This window comes from Sphingobacterium cellulitidis, from assembly GCF_043187465.1.
GTDB classification, from domain to species: Bacteria; Bacteroidota; Bacteroidia; order Sphingobacteriales; family Sphingobacteriaceae; genus Sphingobacterium; species Sphingobacterium cellulitidis.
In genome coordinates, this window is the sequence record NZ_CP171136.1 from 3,024,017 (window position 1) to 3,046,602 (window position 22,586).

A 22,586-nucleotide genomic window follows, 5' to 3' on the forward strand; every position below is an offset into this window, starting at 1 on the left:
GTTTATAAATTAATTATTAGTTCCTTGTTAAGGGTTATTACAAAAATGAATTTTGAACAAACGATTGCTTTCTTCAAAAACTTTTAAATCAATTTTAGCATGTATATCTTCAAGAATTCAAACAAAATAACCACATGATAAAATTCTTAAAATCAATATGCTATCAGAGCAGCTTGATCCTTGGATTAAGCTTAACTTTAGCATGTTCAAAACAAACTGTACTTGCCAATAAACCTATTAACCAATCCGACAGTACGTATTCGATTCCATTAGCTGGAAATGCCTTTATTACCGTATTTGATGGCCAAACAACAGAGCGTATCACAGAAAATGGTTTGACTAATTGGAAAAATTCAAAAACTATTATCAGCACCTATCTTCGTGTCCATAAAGCGGGCAATTTAAAGCTGTCATTAAACAGCAAGTCCAATTCAGGCAATAGTTCTATTAAGGTTTCCGTAAATGGAGTGAGCAAAAAGGTTGACTTAAAAAACGGAAGTTCTACAACAACTGAAGTAGGAAGTTTTAAAGTGGACACAGGCTATTTAAAAATTGATGTACAAGGCATAGATAAGTCAGGAGATAATTTTGGAGAATTAAATAGTTTTTCAGCAACAGGTGACGCTGTAAGCATGGGTTTAACTTATTGTAATGATCCGGAATATTATTACTGGGCAAGAAGAGGACCTTCTTGTCACCTAGCCTACATTGCACCGAGTAATGATAAAATCCAGTATTACTATTCGGAAATTGAAGTTCCAGTTGGTTCAGATCCTGTTGGTTCATATTATATGGCGAATGGATTCAGTGAGGGATATTTTGGAATCCAGGTGAATTCTCCAACCGAAAGAAGAGTTTTGTTTTCCGTATGGAGTCCGTACAGTACTGATGATCCAAATGCTATTCCAGATGATCAGAAGATAATCATGAATAAAAAAGGAACTAATGTTCATACAGGAGAATTCGGAAATGAGGGATCAGGAGGACAGAGTTATTTAAAATACAATTGGAAAGCAGGAAGCACATACAAATTTCTTTTAAAGGGCGAACCAGATGGCAAGGGAAAAACCGATTATACGGCATGGTTTTTTGCGCCGGAAGAAGGTAAGTGGCAATTAATTGCGAGTTTCAAAAGACCAAAGACAGATAAATATCTGACTGGATTTCATTCTTTCTTAGAGAATTTCAGTCCAAATCAAGGTTACCATTCAAGAACAGCGAACTATAAAAATCAATGGGTAAGAACAGCGGATGGAAAATGGCTAAAAGTGACAGAAGCAAAATTTACTGTTGACAATACATACCATGCGAAACAGAGGATTGATGCTATTGGTGGTAAAAACAAGGATGGATATTTTTTGAAGAACGGTGGTTTCTTTAGTGAATTAGTTCCTCCAAATTCACGATTTATTTTTGATAATGTTCAAAAGAATCCTGAGATAGACTTCAGTAAATTACCATAAATCACTCATTATTAAAGTGTAACACTAAGTGTTACACTTTCTTTATATATTGTATGCTTTCCGTCCTAATTTAGTATATTTACTTTGATGATACATGTTGCCTGTGCCTTAATAGAAAAAGATCAACAATTATTAATTTGTCAAAGATCTGCTGAGATGAAACTACCATTAAAATGGGAGTTTCCTGGAGGGAAATTGGAAGAAGGGGAAACCTTGGAGGAATGTTTAGTAAGGGAAGTATTGGAGGAAATTGATTTAAATATTCAAATTGGGGAACAGCTTACTAAAGTAGAGTACCACTATCCTGATTTTTCATTAACCTTATACCCATTTGTATGTTCGATAAAAAGTGGTGATGTAAAAGCCAATGAGCATGCGCAAGTACTTTGGGTTGATCGGACCGAATTATTCCGATTTGACTGGGCTAATGCTGATCTTCCTATCGTAGAGGAGTACATTCGTACTCGCCGAGAAGAGGTTTAATAATTCGAATTTTAATTTTTTATGGAAATAGAAAAGGAATGGTTTTACCCATCCCTTTCCTATTATTTCCATTAGAGTAATTGTCTCAATGCCAATTCATAAGCTCGAGATGATATATTGATCTTGGTTTCTGGACTATAACTATGAATTTGTTCTAGTGCTTTTCGGATAACGTCTGAAACATCCTTGAACAGGGAATCATCACTGATTTCGATATTAGGTTGCATTAAATAAGCGAACACCCTTGCCATGCCACAATTGGCTACAAAGTCTGGAATTACCGCAACATGTTGATCTGCATATTCCATTACCGGTCCGTAAAAAATCTCACGGTCAGCGAATGGCACATTTGCTCCAGAAGCAATTACTTCCAGCCCATTGCCAACCATTTCTTGAATCTGCTCTTTGGAAACCAACCTTGAAGCCGCAGCTGGAATAAAAATTTCAGCACCTAAACTCCATACTTTTTCGTTAATCTCATCGAATGGAATCATAGACTCTGAATTCAATGAATTACCATTTCTATTTAAAAACAAAGATTTGATCTCTTCTTCAGTGAAGCCATCTTCATTAATTAATCCGCCGACGCGATCGATAATTCCTACAACCTTTACTCCGTGCTTGCTCAAATAGAACGCTGCAGAGGCTGCAACATTACCCCATCCTTGAATGATTGCTCTCTTTCCGACTAAATTGCTAGCGTATAAATCATAAAAATGCCTTACAGATTCAGCAACTCCAAATCCGGTGATCATATCGGCAACTTTGAATTTTCTTTTTAAATCAGGGCTATATTGAGAATCTTCCAAAACCTTGGAAACACCATAGCGAAGCTGACCAATCTGGTGAATGCGGCCATTTTCCCGAATATCAAAGTGTCCATTCAGAACACCTTCTTGAGGGTGCCACAGACCAAATTGCTCGGTTAATGGAATAACATCATGGATTTCATCCACATTCAAATCACCTCCCGTACCATAATAATTCTTCAATAATGGAGTCACAACTTTAAACCAACGTTCTAATACATCGTGCTTCCTTGGATCGGCAGGGTCAAAATTAATCCCTGATTTGGCACCACCGATTGATGGTCCAGAAACGGTAAATTTTACCTCCATGGTTTTTGCCAGGGATTCAACTTCATTACGGTCCAAGCCTAAGCGCATTCTGGTTCCACCACCTGCAGCCCCTCCACGTAATGAGTTGATAACAACCCAACCTTCAGCTTCTGTTTCTGTATCTTTCCATTCAAAGACAATCTCTGGTTTCTTCTCTTCAAACTCCTTTAAAAGGTCCTTCATTATTAATAAGTTCATCTGTAAATCCCTATAAATTACCGCGTTTCTCTTGTTCTCTTTCAATTGCTTCAAATAGCGCCTTGAAATTTCCTGCTCCAAAACTTTGAGCTCCCTTACGTTGAATAATTTCAAAAAATAGGGTTGGACGATCTTCAATTGGTTTGGTGAAAATCTGTAACAAGTAACCTTCTTCATCGCGATCCACCAAGATTCCCAATTCTTGGATGGCTTTAATTTCTTCGTCAATCTCACCAACGCGTTCAGGTAACATATCGTAATAAGCTTCAGGCGGAGCCCCTAGGAACTCTACCCCTCTTGCTTTTAATGCCTTTACGGTTTTTAAAATATCATGAGTTGCTAATGCAGCATGCTGAACACCTTCACCTTCATAAAATTCTAAATATTCTTCAATTTGAGATTTCTTCTTGCCTTCGGCAGGTTCATTGATAGGAAATTTGACATATCCATTTCCATTGCTCATCACCTTACTCATCAATGCGGAATACTCGGTATTTATTTGTTTGTCATCGAAAGAAAGGATATTCACAAAACCCATTACATTTTGGTACCATTCCACGGTTTCATTCATTCGATCCCAGCCCACATTACCTACACAGTGATCCACATAAAGTAGTCCGGTTTCTTCAGGCTGGTAATCACTTTCCCATTTAACATAGCCAGGCATAAATTGTCCTGAATAGTTTTTACGTTCCACGAACATGTGTACTGTTTCGCCATAAGTATAAATCCCGGCTGTTCTCACCTCACCAAATTCATCCTGACGAACTTCTAGCTCCTGATATACTTTTGCGCCGCGTTTAACGGTTTCATGGAGTGATTTTTCTGCATCATCTACCCATAGCGCCAAGATCTTTACCCCATCACCATGTTTTTTCACATGTTCTGAAATTGGGCTATCCGATTTCAAAGCAGTCGTCAATACGATCCTGATTTTATTTTGCTTCAAGACATAGGAAGCTCTATCTCTAACTCCGGTTTCAGGTCCTGCATAAGCTTCAGATTGAAACCCAAAAGCTGTTTTATAAAAATGGGCAGCTTGCTTGGCATTACCCACATAAAATTCTATATAGTCTGTTCCATTGATTGGCAAAAAATCCTGCGCCTTGGCAATCTTTTCAGCAAATGTTTGTGTCATAATTTATTTATTGATACTTAGTTAATCCATGATTTATAATAATCCTGATCCTCAATTTCCAATGCTTGTTCAGTTAGCATCAATGGACGGAAAGGATCGATCATTACGGCTAATTCTTCCGTTCTGGTTTGTCCAATACTTTTTTCCACCGTACCTGGATGAGGTCCATGTGGGATACCTCCAGGGTGTAAAGTGATTTGTCCTCTTTCAACCGACTTTCTGCTCATAAAATCGCCATCTACATAATATAGAACCTCATCAGAGTCAACATTACTATGGTTATAAGGAGCTGGAATAGAATCGGGGTGATAATCATACATTCGAGGGCAGAAACTGCATAAGACAAAAGAATTGGTCTCGAAGGTTTGATGTACAGGAGGAGGTTGGTGCAACATTCCGGTAATAGGCATAAAATCGTGGATTGAGAATGCCCATGGATAGTGATAACCGTCCCATCCGACGAAGTCAAAAGGATGGGTACCATAGATATATGGATAAATTAAGCCTTGTTTTTTAATCTTTATTTCAAAATCTCCGGCTTCATCGTAAGTTTTCAGGTTCTGTGGTCTTCGGATATCTCTTTCGCAGAAAGGAGCATGTTCCATTAATTGACCGAATTCATTTCTATACCGTTTCGGAGTCTTGATAGGCTCAAAAGATTCTACAATAAATAAACGATTCTTGTCGGTATCAAAGGATATCTGATAGATTACTCCTCTCGGAATAACCAGATAATCACCGTATCCAAAAGGAATTTCACCATAGCCTGTTTTTAAGGTTCCAGAACCTTCATGAACAAAAATAACCTCATCTGCTTGGCTATTCTTATAAAAATAAGTGTCCATGGACTGTTGAGGAGCGGCCAATGAGATATGGAGATCTGAATTTACCAGAACAGGTACTCTGCTTTCAAGGAAGTCTTTCTGAGGTTTAACTTGAAAGCCACGAAGGCTGGTATGTTTCAGATGTTTTTCACGAGCAATCTTAGGATTGACATCATAAGGCTCTTTAATTTCTTTTACGATGGTTGGTGGATAACAATGGTACACTAGAGAATAGACACTGGAAAATCCATGTGTAGACACTAGTTCTTCGGAAAATAATTCGCCATTGTCTTTTCTAAAAACGGTATGACGTTTTGGAGGAATCTTACCTAATTGATGATAAAGTGGCATAATATTAAGTTTAAAAAAAATGATTGTAATATGATTGATTTACATAGCCTATGGCTAGATATCACTTAGAAAAGAATTATTTTTGGTATTAGTATTGGGCAAAAACAACATCAGCAATCAGCGCCTTAATATAAGGCATCAAACCTTTTGGTAGGTTCTTTGGCTTTATGTTGCTCACGTTCATAATGGTATCAATTATTTCAAATATACCCTTTATAATTTTATATTTACATAAACAAATAGAAAATAAATATGGTATTATGAAATTTAATTTCTTCTACCTGAATTATTATAACCTTTATAAATTAATGAGCGAAGCTTTCAAAAATTCATTATGAAAATTGTAACATACTTAGAAAATGGCAATGAACAGCTTGGATTTATTATTGAAAATCAAGTATTTCCGAGCCATATGCTATCCGATCAGCTTCCGAATTCCAGTCTGGAATTAATAAAGCTGGGACAAGAAGGCTTATCGTTAGCAGAAAATGCCATTCAGAATTTCATAAAAATTGAAGATTTTCAAAATGAAGGTCTTTCCTTTTCGGAAATTACCTTATGTGCTCCCATTCCTAATCCCCCATCCTTTCGCGATGCCTATGCATTCAGACAACATGTGGAAACTTCCCGATTGAATCGAGGTTTAGAAATGATCCCAGAGTTTGATGAATTTCCAGTTTTTTACTTTTCAAATCATCAAGCTATTCATGGTCCTGGTCCAGTATATTGTATGCCCAAGCATTTTGACAAATTGGATTTTGAATTAGAGGTGGCCATTGTTATTTTGAAAGAAGGAAGGAACATCAAGGTCGCTGAGGCAGATCAATATATCGCAGGGTTAATGATCCTCAATGATCTTAGCGCGCGGCATTTACAGATGCAAGAGATGAAACTGAACCTTGGACCCGCTAAAGGGAAAGATTTTGCCAGTATGTTTGGTCCGTACCTGCTGACACTGGATGAATTGGAGTCTTATAAAACCAATCCTTTGGAAGGTCATTCAGGAAATGCCTATGATCTGCAAATGAGATGTTGGGTGAATGATAAATTGTGTTCAGAAGGAACCTTAGCCAGCATGAATTGGACATTTGCTGAAATTATCGAAAGGGTTTCTTATGGAGTCACCCTTTATCCAGGTGATATCATTGGCTCGGGAACTGTAGGTACTGGTTGTTTGCTTGAAATAAATGGGACTGGAAAACGTAAAGATCCGAATTATCAAGAATTCTGGATTCAACCTAAGGACAAGATTAGCATGGAAGTTACAGGCTTAGGGAAACTAGAAAATTATATTTATAAAGAGGAAGAATCAGAATAAAAAACAATAATTAGATAGATATGCAGTTTAATGAAATCAAGACTTTCGACCAAAAAACTCACGGGTCCCTATTTGATAATTTAATAAAATATGCCATAGCTCCCAGACCGATTTGCTTTGCTTCAACAATTGATAAGAACGGAAAAGTTAACCTTAGCCCTTTCAGCTATTTTAACTTTATGTCACATAATCCACCTATCTGCGTTTTTTCACCATTAACAAGGATGCGGGATGGAAAGGATAAACATACGCTGGAAAATATTCGGGAAGTACCTGAAGTGGTGATCAATATTGTAAACTACAATATGGTGCAACAGCAATCGCTCGCGAGTACTGAATATGCCAAAGAAGTCGATGAATTTGACAAATCAGGATTTACAGCTATTCCTTCACAACATATCAAACCACCGCGTGTTGCTGAGTCTCCAGTTCAATTGGAGTGTAGGGTTAAAGAGATTATTACCATCCAGGAAGGCGGAGGAACAGGGAACCTTGTACTTGCTGAAGTTATATGCATGCATATTCAAGGGAACTTATTGAATGAGCATGATCAAATGGATCAGGCTGCTTTGGATCTGGTTGCAAGATTGGGTGGGGATTGGTATTGTCGGGTGACGAAGGATAACCTCTTCGAGGTTCCAAAACCATTAAGAAAATTAGGGATTGGTGTTGATCAGTTGCCGGAGGCTGTTCGGAATTCTTCCATTCTAACCGGAAATCAATTAGGCCTCTTAGCGAATATTGAAGCTATTCCAGAGTTAGGGACCGAAATTAAAGAAGATGAGCATGTTAATTCCTTGCTCAGCATGTGGCAGAATGACGAAACTCAATTGAATAATGAGCTACAACGTTATGCTGCCAAGCTTTTAGATGAAAACGAAGTTGAAAAAGCCTGGCAGGTATTATTAATAAACTAATTCTAAGTTTATCGGCTGGGTTTCTGCTAGTCTTATACCATCAGAAATTAACTTATCAAGGTCAAGATTATTCTTGGCCTTTTCTTTTAATCGTTGTAAGATGGTATGTTCAAACTCGACTTCTTGTCTATTAATTGCCAATTCGTATAACTCTACTAATGCTAGCCAGTCTTGGGAAAAACGGTTCTCCAGACTTTCCAAATAATGATTAAAGTCTAATTCCAGATTTTCTTCTCTCGCTTTTCTGATTTCTTTATAAAACTTATGCAACTCCATTTGCTCCGTTGACCAGACTTGCTTTTCAGTTTTCATTTCAGAAATACTGATTTCAGGTTCATAAGCATATTTATCGGCTGCTCCTGCATAAACAGAGTTTACATAACTTCCTACAGCCATATCATAGGTACCCCATTCTGGTTGGAAAAGAATTTGATTCGTGGGTTCATGGACTACAGTACAATCGTTAAAACTGATCAACAATAAAAATCCTTCTTCATCAAATACAAAAGATTTTACCGTTCCGGAAACAAGAATTCCAGATTTGAAATAGATTGTTCCAGGCTTATCCTGGACTAAACCCATTTCTTCCAGATCAGCTAGCTTACATTGTTCCAATGGTAATCGTCTTCCAAGCAGTAAACCTACAGGTGAGCTAAATCCATCCTTGTGATATTGTTTTCCCTGGCCTTCTAACTCTTTATTTTTATAAGCTAAGGCTGTCGGACCATTTGTCTTAATTGCAATTAGTTCTTCGCCAAGAAATGTTGAAATAAAGACTCCCGAAATTTGAAGTCCAGAACTTAATTCAACTGTACAAACATTATTACTGTCAATTGCTTTTTCCATTGCTTCCTTGCCCCCAACGCGAAACGCCATGGTTTTCGAAAATTCTTCAAGAACATCATAAGCATGCTGAAAGTCTGGTGTAACAAACAATTGCGGTTGAGGCTTTGTGATATCGTAGGAAAACTGGAGTGTATCTAAGTTATAAGGCAATTTTGCAACTTCAGGTTGCATACAGGTTGCACTTTCACCGATTGATGATAATAATCCTGCACCATAGATTTTATGATCTTCAACAGAACCAATTAATCCGTATTCAACTGTCCACCAGTGCAAACGGCTCAATAAAGCCATTTCAGATGGTTCACCCATATTGCTGGAAATGGAGTTGAATTTATCGGTAGCTTCTTTAATTTCCTCCTCAGAGGCATCTTCTTTTTCTTTAATGATGGATAAAGCCCGAATAGCTTCATAAAGTTCGAAATCCTTGCCTGAACTCATTGCCTTGGATCCTATTTCTCCGAAATGTTGCAAATAAGCTGCATATTCGGGTTCTCCAATAATCGGAGCATGACCAGAAGATTCATGAATAATATCAGGTGCTGGGGTGTAGGTGATATGTTCAATTTGTCGAATATCTGCTGCAATGACCAATACACAATGGGCTTGAAATTCCATGAAAGCAGCTGGAGGGATAAAGCCATCAACGGTGACAGCTCCCCAACCAATCTTCTTCAAACTATCGTTCATGGATTGCAGATTTGGAATGCGTTCGATGGTTAATCCAGCTTTTGTCAAGCCAGGAATATAAGGGTAGTAAGCGATGTCTTTTAAATAGGCATAATTCTGACGCATTACATAGCGCCATATTGCCTGATCCAACGCACTATAACGCTCATAGGCCTGTTCAACCACATATCTTTGCAAATGTTTTGGTAACTGCTGTAAAACTGGATTATCGTACGTATTCATGGGAATAATGTTTATACAAACTTAAAACTTTTAACTAGACAAACAAAATACTACCTATTTTTAAAATGAAATCTTGATGCACTTTCAGAATTTGAATAATGGGATATAAGGTATACTATTTCAAGCTGGTAGCCCCTTCCAAACAGATGTAAATAAACACTAAAACTAAATTAATTAATTCTAAACCTAACTATTTCATATTTTTGCAAAACTTCTTAGCCAATTATACTGTTATGTGGTTAAGAAACCTGTCGATAAACTTGAAAGACAGGTTTTTATATGTTATGGAGGAAAATCTTAGACTATTTGACCTTGCATTAAGGCAAGTAACGCTATTCCCGGGCCTGAATATGTTCTCGCATAAAAAGGAAGGAGAATGGAAAACTCTGACTTCTGAGGAGTTTTTAGAAAAAGTAAATGCCCTTTCGAAAGGCTTAATCGAATTGGGAGTAAAACCCAATGACAAGGTTGGATTGATTGCAGATAGCAGTATCGAATGGCATATTGTTGATTTTGCCATCCAACAAATCGGTGCCGTAGTAGTGGCAATCTATCCTAACATCAGTGATACTGATTATCAGTTTATTTTCAATGATGCAGAAATAAAGCTTTGCATCGTGAGCACAAAAAGTCTCTACAAACGTCTTACCGAATTAACAGACTCTATTTATACCTTGAAGTATATCTTCTGTATTGAAAAGCATGAGGATGTACGAAATTGGGAAGAATTGAATAAGGTAGGAGAGCATATTGCAGATTCGAAAATTGAGGAATTAAGAGCACAGGTTAAACATACCGACTTGGCAACTTTAATCTATACCTCCGGAACGACTGGAAAACCAAAGGGTGTAATGCTAACGCATCATAATATTATTTCGAATGTTGAAGCTGCGCGTGAGATAACTCCATGTAAAGCCTATGATCGGGCATTTACCTTTCTTCCACCCTGCCATGCTTATGAAAGAATGGTTATTTATACTTACTTGTATATTGGGATCACCGTTCATATTGCTGAATCCTTGGATAAAATTGGGCCAAATATTACCGAGGTAAAACCTCATATTATGACTGCAGTTCCTCGGATTTTGGAGAAAGTGTATGAGAAAATCATGAAGACGGGAATGGAACTGACGGGCTTTAAACGCAAGATCTTTGATTGGGCGGTTGAAATCGCAGAACAATATGATCCAAACCCTGAAAAACGCAGTTTTGGATATAATCTAAAATTAAAGCTTGCTCAGAAATTGGTATTAGACAAATGGTACCAAGCCTTGGGAGGCCATCTGCTAACTGTAGCTTCAGGAAGTGCATCCTTACAAGCCAAATTGGCTCGTGTATTTCTTGCTGCAGGAATCCCCCTTTATGAAGGCTATGGAATGACAGAAGCCTCGCCGTTGATTTCGGTAAACCATTATCTGAAAGGAATTCGTATAGGAACTGTTGGCTTAGCAGTAAAATACGTTGAAATAAAACTGGCTGACGATGGGGAAATCTTGGTAAAAGGTCCCAATGTGATGCAAGGATATTATAAAAACCCAGAAGAAACCAATAAAACCATTATTGATGGTTGGTTGCATACCGGCGATATAGGAACTTGGGAAGACGAAGTCTTTCTGAAAATTATCGACCGAAAGAAAGAAATGTTTAAAATCTCTGGGGGAAAATACGTAGTACCACAACCTATTGAGAAGAAACTATTGGAATCGAATTATATTGAACAAGCAATGGTCATTGGTGATGGACAAAAATTTGCCTCTGCATTTATTGTTCCCAACTATGCTCATTTACAAGATTGGTCGAAAAGTGAAGCTCCAGAATTAAAAGGAATGCCAAAAGACCAATTCCTGACGGAAGCCAAAGTGATTCGTAAAATCAATAAAGAGGTTCAAAATGCAAATCAACATTTTGGAAATTGGGAACAAATTAAAAAACCAATTATCCTTCCTGATGAATTTACCATTGAAAATGGAGAGCTTACCCCTACCCTGAAAATGAAAAGGAAAGTAATTCTTGAGAAGTACAAAAAGGAATTCGACCACCTTTATAATGTAGCTGAGTAATATTCATAAAAATTTTATCTTTCTTATCCTAGGTCAACATTTAGTTAACCTTAGAGTTCTACTTTTACAGAATAATAAAAACTATAATTTTACAATTTTGTTGATTGGATATGAAAGATAAATTTATCAACCTACCTCTAAAGAGAAACGAAGAATTAAGCCGATTTGAACTAGATGTTGATGGTCATATTGCCTTTATAGATTATAAGGAGACTAGTAGTACTATCGCATTAATCCATACTGAAGCTCCTCCTGAATTAGCAGGTAGCGGAGCTGCAGCAGCATTGGTAGAAAAAACGCTGCATTATATCAAAGATTCAGGCAAAACAGTATCACCTTACTGTCCGTATGTATTTGCATTTATTAAGAAAAATCCAGAATGGAAAGAATTGGTATCTCCAAGATTTCCTAACTATAACGAACTGTAAACAATATTTTTAAGTATAATTTTATAACAATAAAAAGGTCGCCTATCCAAGATTGGCGACCTTTTTATTGTTATTTGAATTCAAAAAGAAGGTGCAGCTTTTCAGCTGCACCAAGCAATCATTATTAACAACAAACTATTTTTTGATCCAAGTATCCAGAAGCGTTCTAAGCTTTGGATCCGAGGGTCTTGGACTATCAGCGGAGATAAGATTTCCATTTTTATCCATCAATATATAACGAGGGATGGCATTGACTTTATAAGCAGTTGAAAGAGGATTATTAGGTCCTGCATGTAATTGAATACCTTTCGGCTTTTTTTCCTCCATATATTCCAGCCATTTTGCTTTATCCTGATCCGTTGAAATTCCCACGAAGGCAACAGTTTTATCCTTATAATCTTCATTTAGTTTTTCCCAATGAGGCTCCTCAGCGCGACAAGGTCCGCACCATGTTGCCCATAAATCCAATAACACAACTTTGCCTTTCAGATCTTTTAAACTAACTACTTTATCATTCAAATCCTTGAAGCTAAAGTTAAATCCAGGAACTCCTTCTTTGGTTTCAGCCAACCTCATCTCAATAGCTTGAGCCCTGGCTTTCTGATCTTCCAAAACTAAATTTTGCTTGTTTTTTTCCAACAAATTAAGATAGGCTTCCATTGAATTTAATCGCTCAGCATAATTTAAGAAATACTGACCTTTCAAAACTTGATTTGGGATACTACTTAATAGGTTTTCTAAATTATATTCCTTTAACCCTTGATTTTTGAACATCACCAGGCTATTCAAGAAACGATCGCCAAATGGATATTTTAATAACCAATCCGTCATATATTCATCCGGTTTGAAATCCATGTAGTAATCACTGTATTCTTCTTTGCTAGGATGTGCCGAATGGGGTATATATAAAAAATTAATAGCATAAAAAGCAAGATCAGTTTTTACAATCTGTTCAAATTGTTTATCGAATTCTATGTTTCCCGTCTTCGGATCCTTACTCAAATCCTTAATATTTGAAGCAATCTCCTCCAATTCAGGAAAGAAGTCCACATAAGTACTATTTCCTAAAGTGAGTGCTTTGGTTTGGATGTTTTTAACCGCAGTTTCCCATTGATAAAGGGCATCGTTTTCCTTACTGTTACTTTTTATTAATTTATATCCATCGGCATCTGCACTTACTTCCAAATCTTCATTTCCACGGAAGTATAATTTATTGATTCCTTGTGTCATTATGGAGGAACCATAACCAAAGCAATAGAAGCCTTCATATTCTGGAGTAAACCTGAAGGCAAATCTACCTTGGGAATCCGGAACGGATGAAGCTACTTCGAGCATCCTTCCATTTATTACTTTGTATAAAAACATCTTTTTAAATTTCCCAGGCTCTACCGTCCCGGTGATGTTACTTACTTGTGCCCAAGAACTTAAGGCCAAGAAAATAAGAAATATTGTTGTTATTAATTTTTTCATAGAATTATTACTTGTGCTTGAATTGTTAAATTTTTATGGTCGATCCATCCTGAAATAGAATGGTAATCGTTTCATTTTTCGCCTTATCTAGAAGACTTTGTAAGGACTCTTTTTTCTGGATCAATTGTCCTGTTGGGATTCCCATAATTTCTTTGATAGGTAGACCAATTTTTTCGTGGATATCTGGTCTTGCCGGATCGGTCAAGACTTGGAGTTCAGCTTTTTGATTCCAGCCCAAAACGGTTGATCGAATAAGAAAATCGAAAGGTAGGTCATGAAGTTTGTTTGGGCTGAAATGTATTTCACTATCAGCGATATTGATCCATAAATTATACCTGGAGATAAATCTGTTTCCGATAGAACCCGATTCAGGTGGACTCCAATTTTGGTTACTGGACGAACCAGCCATCAAGGAAACGGGCATGTTTTCTGAAGGAGCTAACCCATTCAAATGAAATGCGGCCGCTTTTCCGTAAAAAGTTGGTGTATTGATTCCAAAGCTTAAGGTATTGGTTTGTCCATCTGGCTTAAAGCCACTAACTAATAAGCGATTTTTCAAAACAAATGGCCGGAAACATATTAAGCTATAGGAAGCTCCGGTATCAAAAATAAATTGTCCTTCAGCCTTTTTTCCTTCTAACAGTTCTAAGGTTGCAGGAATTTCAATTAAACTGGATGGTAAAGAAATTGGTACTAGCTTTCCATTTTTCGGGTACTCTATTGCCCCAAAATCATAAAGGTTAATCTTATTCTCATCATAATTTATTTCTGTAATAAACCTTTTCAACAAGCTGTTCCCGATAATTCCATCAGTATTTTTTTCATCATGGGAAGGAAAAATGGCGATGCTCATATCATCCATTTCCAAATCAGCTATACGAACTTTATTTTGATCAGAAACTTGGATTTCTTGGTTTCCACCTACTACTGAAGCATTGTTGGTTCGAGTAATGTTTAAGCGCAAGGTTTTTGCTAACCCTTCATTAATTGCCATACCATCCGCACCAGTATCAAATAATAATTTGAGGGGATTCGGATGATTATTGATATATACCTTCAGGATAATCGCACCGGCATGGTTTTCAAAAGGTATGCTAGCTCTCAAATTTGCCTTTGGCAATCGAGTCATACCATATAAGCGATCGAAAAGATCAATGTGCTTTATTTTCCCTTCAGGATTCAGATGTAAAATGCTGCTGTCTGATTTACCATCATTCTTATGGAAGATAAAGTTTAATTGTTTGGATTCTGCTTTTGAAGTCGTTGGTAATTGCTGAATAGATTTAACTGAATATTTAGTCAGGATCTGTTCTAAACGGGATTGCGCTGACTCATTGGTATTTCCAGCTATAGAGAAATTCTCTGCTAGAATTTTCTCCAGACCGGTTTTATTTTTTGATAGGAATGCTTGCTCAAGTAATGCTCTAACATCCTGTCCAAAACTAGGAGTTGTCACAGCAAAGAAAATCAGAAAAGAGAAAAGTATTTTTTGATACTTAGACATAAGCGTATTGAAAGACTAATGTTTTGTATTTATGGTTCTTTCTAAGGTTGGCGGAACAATCCCCATTCGGGAATTGCTCCTTCCAACTAGACTTGGTTACATGTAAAATAAAATTACTAACTGTTAATTAATTCTTTATTTGACGTGGTCATCCAAATTATTATGCAATATTTGAGTTTTACCTATGGATTCAGATCTGTATATTGTATATCTTTTACAATCCCGAATCCACTCATTGGTTTGATAGTTTCTTTTAGGTCACCCATTAATCCTTGTACATGTAAGAATTCTACTTTACCCGAACTGATTGGATCTTTTTCATCATAAGTCCCTAAAATGACACTATATAACAATGGCTCCATCCTTCCCGGATTGGTGAATGCTTGCTGAGAGCTGGTATGCAGAAAAACATAGCGCTCGGACTTTAACATGGAAACTTTTCGACCATTCAGGGTTTTAGCCACTTTTAGTCTTTTTGCATCGATATCATATTGGTACAATTTATCATTGGCCGTATAGAATAAATATCCAAACTTATTATCCAATGCAAAATTGCTTGCTCCAGCAATATCTGTTAATGAAGAGGTGACATCTAAAATAGAAGTTGGCATAATGGTTCCATCACTGGTAAATGTGAAACGAACTAAAAAGCGTTTGCTATCCTTTTTCATAATAGCAACAGCTTGTCCATTTGAAGCCATACTATGTCCGAGATAGATTAAATCCATTCCAGTATTTGCTGGATTGAAATCAGGGATCGTGGCTGATACTGGAAATGCTCTAGAAGAAAAAGCGTTTAAACGCATGAAAGCCTTTCCTTCCGTATCAAAGATCATTGTATTCATCTGGTAATTTGCCATAGGCATAGCTACGAATGGTGAAATAGGATATGTGCTGCCATTAGCCCTGCTGTTTAGAGGAATATTGTACAGCTTGCCAAACAAAAATCCATAAACATAAATGTTATTATCCTTAATTGCTGTGCTTAAGAAATCGTCTGCCGCAATAATCTGATCAGCATATTCTGGAGTACCACCAGATGTTAAACTCCTAAACGTAAAGTCTACTGGATTATAGGTAAAACCATCAGTTTGATTTACCATATAACTGTGATCACCAGAATTGATAAATAAAGTAGATTTTTGAGCTGATTGAAAGTCTTTCCGCATCACATAGACTTCCATATTTTTAGGTTCTCCATCAATATTAAAAGGCCCCCCATCAATCACACTATTCCAATATTTATTTACATCTCGATAAACCTTTCCGAAACTATTCCAATGGTTAGGATCATCTTGAAAATAATCTAAATGAGCTTTTTTGTTTTTATCGGATAAAATAAAGAAGCCGATCTTTCCAATTTTGCCATTAATCTTAAGGTAAAAGGAATTTGTCCAGGTTCTGCCTGTCGAGGGCTGAGTAATTCTTAAATAACAAGGATAATTCCCTACTTGCATTTTAGGTACCATTTTTAATTTTGGACCTTCTCCTAAAAATATTTTAGCATTGGTTTGATTTGCCACGTTTTTGTTAAACGCATACCATTCGTATACTAACTCCTGAGTATTAAATCCAGGATTGTCAGAAATTATTTTTGGTGTAATATTGATTTCTGATCCTAATTCAATTTCTAGTGTATCAGGGAAATTTGTTACCCCCAATGTATCTAAGGTGCTATAAGAATAATTCCCAAGATCTTTATTGCAACTACTCGCAAAAATTAATGCGAAGGAAATTGCAAAGAATATAATTTTTTTCATGTTGTTCTTAATTTGCAAAAGGTCCCATAAAAATTTCGACACCATTTTCGTCGTATTGCGTTCTACCTTCATTTTTCTCTTTATTCAACCAATATTTTAAATAGCTTGACCAGTTTAAAATGGAGGTAACAGGCAAGGTATATTTGGTATCATAAATAAGTCTTGGCTCAATTTTCAAGACTTCCAACATCAGCTCGACCTTTCGTCTGGAATAGGTTCCCAAATAAAACTCGACTAACTGTTTTCCAAAAAATGTGGTCCAAATATGTGGGACTGGGAACTTGTCGTCCAAATAGAATTGATAGGAAAGTAGATCTTGCTTGGTTAAGTTCTTTTTAATAGCCAAATCAGTTTTGAAATGGTCATTTGGTTTTAAATCCAATTTTAAGAACACTCGATTTATTTTAATATCCTCAGTACGATGTAAAATGATGGAGATCGTATCAGTAACACGACCAGCACGTATTTTTGGTTCCGAGACAAAATCATAGTGCACACCTTTCTTCATAGAAGAGGTATCTGCTGGAACCACCAAAACCGGTCGGTCAGTCTGCGATGGTTGCCCAGTAGTTCGAATTGGGATCAATATTAAAGAATCTGTAACTGTAGAAGGTGTTAAACCCAGAGAAATCTCCTTCATGAAGCTTTCATATCTGTAGTTGTTATATTTTTCTAGAAAGTAAATATTCTCTCCACCTTCATTATCCAAATAGGTGGTTAGCGTATCTTCCTTACAGCCTTGAATCGCCAGAAAGGAAAATAAAATCAAAATGTAATTATGTAATTTTTTCATAAGATTAAATATTATCTGCCTTCAGTTTCTGCCAATGGAATAGGGATGATATAATCCTCAGGTGTCATGAAAAAGCTTAAATTGGAAGTGTTTACTGAAAAAATATTAGCCTTCTGTTTTCTTTTATAATAGAACCATACTTGACCTTCACCGTAGAATTCTTTCATGTATTCTTTGGTTAATTCATTCTCCAAGGTTTCGTAATTGCTGATATCACCATTAATATTCCTATGCTGTCTCACTGTGTTCAAGTAATTCAGAGCTTCGGTTTGGTCGGTGGTAGATTCAGCAGCGATGTAATACATCTCAGAAATTCGAATCAAGGGCACCATAAATCGGCTTAAAATTTCTACATCTGGGATATCATCAAACTTTACGAAGGTCCTATAGCCCATACCAGTAGAAGCAAAAGGCCATGAAAAATTATATCGATAATCTGATTCATTATTTTCATAAATATTGCTGATCAAATTTCCTGAACCGGTAGCTAATATTTGTTCTTCAGACAAATTTGAGCCAAAGTAATCTCTCTGGATATCATATAATTTATCATTAAAGACGCTGAAAATTACCTCAGTAAAGAACTTACGATCTGGGTTAGAACCATTTCCGGCTATTTTTTGATGTGTTACCCAAGGGAATTTATCTTGCGCAGCTATAACCTGTTTGGCCGCAACCAAAGCAGCTTCCTTATTTCCAGCCCATTGCTGTACCCTTGCTTCTAAGGCTACGACGGCATAATAATTAAAATAATTATTCTTAAATGGCACGTCTCCGGTCAATATAGGATCGTTCTTTAATAGCTCTTTAGCTTTTTTGATATCTGCTAAAATATTTGCTATCACCATCTCAGAGCTTAAGAAAGGCTGAATATCTGTACTCAATTTATTGACATATGGGATAGCAGACATACCTTTGGTTTCATCAGTATAAGCTGGACCATATAAACGCAATAAATCAAAATGAATAAAGGCGCGAAGACCTGTTGCCTGTCCAATATATTGCGCTTTATCTTGTTCGGTCAACCCATTATTTACAGTCGGCAAAACATTGATCATATCATTGATGTTCGCAATAATGGCATACATGTTCGTCCAGATTCCGGAAAAAGAATTTTTGACATCTTTTTGCTCATAATTATGCTCTTTTAGATCATAATAATAACCTGAAGTTGTTCCAATTCTAAATCGGTGAGACATCACCTCAAGGTCTGTCAGGGTCAACTTATTACCATATAATTGGTTCTCTCCCATTTTCAGGTACAGGCCATTAACCACTTCTTCCACACTTGAAGCAGAATTATAGACTTGATCCTTTGTAAATCTATCCTCTGGTTGGACATCCAGCCATTTTTGGCAAGAACCCAAGGTCATCAGACCAAGCAAGCCGAGGAATAGATATGTATAGCTTTTTGATTTAATTTTCATGACTTAGAAATTGGCGTTGATGGTTAATGAATACATTTTGGCATATGGATAGTCAATTCCGCGTTCGCGACGAACTGTAGACCATCTGAATACCTCATTGGTAATTCCAGATATTCTTAAATTAGATAATCCCGCCTTTTGGATCCATTTGGAATCTCGGAAATCATAGGATAAAGAAATTGATTCTAATGAGAAGGAATTTTCCTGTTGAATAAACCGGGAGGAAGGGTTTGTATTATCTGTTATGCTAATACCACGGAATTTCGATACATCGCCGACATTTACCCAACGATCATATAATGCTCTTTTATCTTGATTATAATTAACCACATCGGTTAAACTGATATTTTCAACCTTGTTGAATAAAGCATAATTTAGCACGTCTTGATCGTAGATATAACGCATATAAGCTCCAAGCATGAAACCTTTATAAGTAACATTAGTACTCAATACGCCTTGAATCAAAGGATTTCCATTTCCTAATGCAATAATATCTTGCTCATCGTAGTCGAAAGTCTTAGTACCATCTTTCTTAAGGAACATTTCACGACCTGTTGCCGGGTCGATGCCCAAAGATTGAACTGCCCATAAATCATTTGGACTATGGCCATCTTTATAACGCAGTAAGGATTTTGAATTTTGTAGGGATTGATTTAAACCTGTCAACAGGTTGTTAAAGTGGTTAAAAGTTTGAGTACTTCTAGCACCAGTTAATCCAACATTCCAAAATATTCGGTCTGCTGGCTTATGTATGATGTTATATTTGGTCATCAATTCCACGCCTTTTACGGTTAAATCTCCAGCATTGAATGGGTAAGCAATTAAACCAGTGGATGCAGGCAGATTTACAGCAACAGCAAGATCATTGGTAATTTTATTATAGATATTGAAAGTCAGGTTAAATCTATTATTTAGCAAGGTCGCATCAAGACCAGCACTAAATTGGTTGGTTTTTTGCCAACGAAGATTTTCATTGGCAAAAGTCGCCAAGGTTACCCCCTGCCCATAATAGTTATATGCAGATAAATAGTTGTAAGTAGAGATAGAAGTTGTAGAACTGAAGTTTTGATTTCCTGTAACACCATAATTTGCTCGCAAGCGCAATTGGTTAAACATTGGATTATCCTTTAAAAAAGATTCATTATGAAGGTTCCAACTTAATCCCGTAGCAAAAAATGGAGAGTAACTATTCTGGCGACCAAAGGCCGTTGAACCATCATAATTGAATGATATATCTGTGTTATAACGGTTGTCGTAGCTATAATTCAAGGTTGCAAGAATGGAATTCCTTCTGCTGATTACATGATTTGCAGAAGGTGAACTGTTTCGCTGATATCCATACGCAAATGCTGGATTACCATTGCTACTGCGCGGAAAACCGACAGCAACAAAACCTAAACTACTGTTATTGTTCTCGGCAAACTCAATCCTGGCATTACCGTTTATGGTATGTTTATTAATTGATTTCCCGTAGGATAGCATCGCATTTCCTGTATAAGCTAATTGATTTTGCTCCCTCGAAGTATAAGAACCCATTTGCAATAATGGAGTGTTCTCAAACATGGTATTTAAAGGAGAAATGAAAGTATTTGCTTTAATAATATTCTTAGAAATTTGGAAGGAACCTGTAATGCGCCAATCGCTGGTCAGATCATAAATCAATTGGAAGTTATTGGTCACAGCAAAACCTTTACTATTGTCGAAGCTATTCAGTTGGGTATTGTAAATGGGGTTATATACCTTGTACTTCATACCGTATTGTTGATCGATATACTCCTCAATAATTGGATTTTGAGAATCCAAATTGGCATAATAAGGGTTCATATTTACCCAGGTAGCAAAGGAACCATAATTGGATTCATCTGCCGTATTTCCGTTAATTGCCAAGTTGTTAATGGCACTCAGTTTTCCCTGGCGGTAAATCAAATTTGAACGAGCCCCCCATTCCTGACGGCCAGAACCTTTCATTACCGCATTATTCTTTTTGTAATTACCCCCGATATTGTAAACAAAATTTTCATTACCACCTTCGACATATAAGGAATGTCTATGGGCAAAACCTGTTTGTATAGGGGTTTTTAACCAATAAGTATCGACACCTCTCAAAACATTTTCAAGTTTTCTATTGTACAGAGGGTCGTAATAGGTATGCTGATATTCTTGTAGATAGGGTTGTGCTGTATAAATTCCAGTTAATCGCTCAAATTCTAACTTCTCTGCCGCATTCATCATATTATATGAACCTAGATCAGCAATCTCAACATTCATATCTGTGGTATAGTTCAAACGCAGTTCGCCTGGTTTTGGACGAATAGTCTCTACCACCACTACCCCATTGGATGCTCTAGAACCATAGATCGCAGTAGAACTAGCATCCTTTAAAATGGTTATGGATTCAATACGGTTCATGTCTAAATCCAAAATTGTCCTCAGATTACTTTGAAAACCATCTAAAATAAACAGAGGTTGATTTGGATCATCTGTAAACTCATCACGGAGATTTTCACTGGTAATACTGGTCTGACCACGAAGTTCTATGTTTGGTAAAATATTAGGATTTGCACCGCTTAGGTTGTTTTCCATGACCAAAAACGAAGGATCTAACGATTTAAGCGCTTGAATTACGTTGGTATTTGCTACTTGCTTCAACTCTTCACGTTTGAAAGTGGAAGAAGCTCCGGAAAAGGCATCTTTCTTGAATTCCATCATCCCTGTAATGACCACTTCATCCACTTCATTACTAACTAACTTCATCCGAATAGTTAATCCTTCAGCTGTCAGAACAGCCTTTAACTCGTGGTTTGCATACCCGATATAGGACACCACTACGATCTCATTAATAGCAGTAATTGGAAGAATAAAGCGACCATTCTTATCAGTAACCACTGCTCTATTCGGCATGGATTTTATTCGAATAGTTGCTCCAGAGATTGGATTTCCTTTTTCGTCCAATACTACTCCGTGAACCTGTTGTTGTTCTGAAAAGTTAGGTTTGGATAAAAGTTGATCTGAAGAGCTTGCCAAAGAAGTGGTACTTTCTTTCTTTATTACAATCGTTTTCTCGAAAAATTCGAAGGTTAAATCGCGAGGACTCAAAAGCTTATTCAATGCCACATTTAAGGGAATGGAATTGAAGTTCACATCAATTTCCTTGACTGGATCAACATCTGTTTTCTTATAAAAAAAACTGTATCCACTTTGTTTTTCCAGATCCTTGAGAATCGAAGAAAGCTTTGCGTTTTCTCGCTTCAAAGTAATTTGTTGTGCTATTGATCGTGCATTGACTTGAGTCATAGCCAATACAATGATTAAAGCAATGAGATGTATTTTCATCAAAAGACTCGTTATTGGTCCAAAATGATTTGGTTCTTTAACCTTATTGTCTATAAAACGATTCTTATCGAAGCCTACTTTAACATAGGCACATTCGTATAAATTCTCGCGTATAGAGAATGGAATTAAATTAAATTTCATTAATTTAGAATTGGGTTGTGATTATTAATATGGATTTACATTGGTAAAACAGCCTTACAATAACGGATTCTGCGCCAACAGAGTCCGTTTTTTATAGCCTTAATT

Annotated in this window: 16 protein-coding genes; 6 read left to right on the forward strand and 10 right to left on the reverse strand. The window is 36.6% G+C overall.

The genetic code is table 11. The features are described 5' to 3' along the window. The first annotated feature begins 134 nt into the window (after positions 1–134). Positions 135–1,463 (forward strand): DUF3472 domain-containing protein, encoded by a 1,329-nt coding sequence (locus tag ACF3OC_RS13355; protein WP_392469413.1) that lies wholly within the window; start codon positions 135–137, stop codon positions 1,461–1,463. Positions 1,464–1,550: 87 nt separating this feature from the next. Beyond that, complete coding sequence (locus ACF3OC_RS13360) at positions 1,551–1,946, forward strand: (deoxy)nucleoside triphosphate pyrophosphohydrolase (RefSeq protein WP_094255907.1); 396 nt, start codon at positions 1,551–1,553, stop codon at positions 1,944–1,946. 71 nt (positions 1,947–2,017) lie between these two features. Here ACF3OC_RS13360 and ACF3OC_RS13365 read toward each other — a convergent pair whose 3' ends face one another. From ACF3OC_RS13365 to ACF3OC_RS13375, 3 genes are read right to left on the reverse strand one after another with little or no spacing between them, the layout of a single operon-like run. Beyond that, positions 2,018–3,247, reverse strand: coding sequence for a Glu/Leu/Phe/Val dehydrogenase dimerization domain-containing protein (locus ACF3OC_RS13365; protein ID WP_182499466.1), 1,230 nt, complete (start codon positions 3,245–3,247; stop codon positions 2,018–2,020). 25 nt (positions 3,248–3,272) lie between these two features. Further along, complete coding sequence (gene hppD, locus ACF3OC_RS13370; RefSeq protein ID WP_220476812.1) at positions 3,273–4,400, reverse strand: 4-hydroxyphenylpyruvate dioxygenase; 1,128 nt, start codon at positions 4,398–4,400, stop codon at positions 3,273–3,275. Between the two features lie 17 nt (positions 4,401–4,417). Beyond that, a complete protein-coding gene (locus ACF3OC_RS13375) occupies positions 4,418–5,575 on the reverse strand; it encodes a homogentisate 1,2-dioxygenase (RefSeq protein WP_182499467.1) in 1,158 nt (385 codons plus the stop codon). A gap of 334 nt (positions 5,576–5,909) precedes the next feature. Here ACF3OC_RS13375 and ACF3OC_RS13380 point away from each other — a divergent pair, with 334 nt between their 5' ends. Further along, positions 5,910–6,893, forward strand: coding sequence for a fumarylacetoacetate hydrolase family protein (locus ACF3OC_RS13380; RefSeq protein WP_392469414.1), 984 nt, complete (start codon positions 5,910–5,912; stop codon positions 6,891–6,893). A 20-nt stretch (positions 6,894–6,913) separates the two neighbouring features. Further along, the gene (locus ACF3OC_RS13385) at positions 6,914–7,810 is read left to right on the forward strand and encodes a flavin reductase family protein (RefSeq protein ID WP_094280047.1); all 897 of its coding nucleotides are present in this window, start codon (positions 6,914–6,916) and stop codon (positions 7,808–7,810) included. On the opposite strand, the gene ACF3OC_RS13390 is transcribed toward ACF3OC_RS13385, so the two are convergent. Beyond that, the gene (locus tag ACF3OC_RS13390) at positions 7,799–9,565 is read right to left on the reverse strand and encodes an aromatic amino acid hydroxylase (RefSeq protein ID WP_392469415.1); all 1,767 of its coding nucleotides are present in this window, start codon (positions 9,563–9,565) and stop codon (positions 7,799–7,801) included. The two genes, ACF3OC_RS13385 and ACF3OC_RS13390, sit on opposite strands and share 12 nt — an antisense overlap. A gap of 233 nt (positions 9,566–9,798) precedes the next feature. Between ACF3OC_RS13390 and ACF3OC_RS13395 the strand changes: the two genes are divergently transcribed. Together ACF3OC_RS13395 and ACF3OC_RS13400 are read left to right on the forward strand one after the other, a co-directional pair. After that, positions 9,799–11,625: an AMP-dependent synthetase/ligase gene (locus ACF3OC_RS13395; RefSeq protein ID WP_392469416.1), complete on the forward strand. Its 1,827-nt coding sequence runs from the start codon at positions 9,799–9,801 to the stop codon at positions 11,623–11,625. A 110-nt stretch (positions 11,626–11,735) separates the two neighbouring features. Continuing rightward, positions 11,736–12,053, forward strand: a complete 318-nt coding sequence (locus tag ACF3OC_RS13400; protein ID WP_094280045.1) for a GNAT family N-acetyltransferase — start codon at positions 11,736–11,738, stop codon at positions 12,051–12,053. 135 nt (positions 12,054–12,188) lie between these two features. Here ACF3OC_RS13400 and ACF3OC_RS13405 read toward each other — a convergent pair whose 3' ends face one another. The 6 genes from ACF3OC_RS13405 to ACF3OC_RS13430 form a co-directional block, all read right to left on the reverse strand. Further along, positions 12,189–13,523, reverse strand: a complete 1,335-nt coding sequence (locus ACF3OC_RS13405) for a TlpA family protein disulfide reductase (RefSeq protein ID WP_392469417.1) — start codon at positions 13,521–13,523, stop codon at positions 12,189–12,191. A 25-nt stretch (positions 13,524–13,548) separates the two neighbouring features. Then, on the reverse strand, positions 13,549–15,027 hold the full coding sequence (locus ACF3OC_RS13410) for a retropepsin-like aspartic protease (RefSeq protein WP_392469418.1): 1,479 nt from the start codon (positions 15,025–15,027) through the stop codon (positions 13,549–13,551). Positions 15,028–15,209: 182 nt separating this feature from the next. Beyond that, positions 15,210–16,787 (reverse strand): PKD-like family lipoprotein, encoded by a 1,578-nt coding sequence (locus tag ACF3OC_RS13415; RefSeq protein WP_392469419.1) that lies wholly within the window; start codon positions 16,785–16,787, stop codon positions 15,210–15,212. 7 nt (positions 16,788–16,794) lie between these two features. Continuing rightward, on the reverse strand, positions 16,795–17,580 hold the full coding sequence (locus ACF3OC_RS13420; RefSeq protein ID WP_392469420.1) for a DUF4843 domain-containing protein: 786 nt from the start codon (positions 17,578–17,580) through the stop codon (positions 16,795–16,797). Positions 17,581–17,591: 11 nt separating this feature from the next. Next, positions 17,592–19,007 carry a RagB/SusD family nutrient uptake outer membrane protein gene (locus ACF3OC_RS13425; RefSeq protein WP_392469421.1) on the reverse strand — a complete coding sequence of 472 codons (1,416 nt, stop codon included), beginning with the start codon at positions 19,005–19,007 and terminating at the stop codon, positions 17,592–17,594. Positions 19,008–19,010: 3 nt separating this feature from the next. Next, entirely contained in the window at positions 19,011–22,481 is a 3,471-nt protein-coding gene (locus tag ACF3OC_RS13430) for a SusC/RagA family TonB-linked outer membrane protein (RefSeq protein ID WP_392469422.1), read from the reverse strand. Positions 22,482–22,586: the final 105 nt, after the last annotated feature.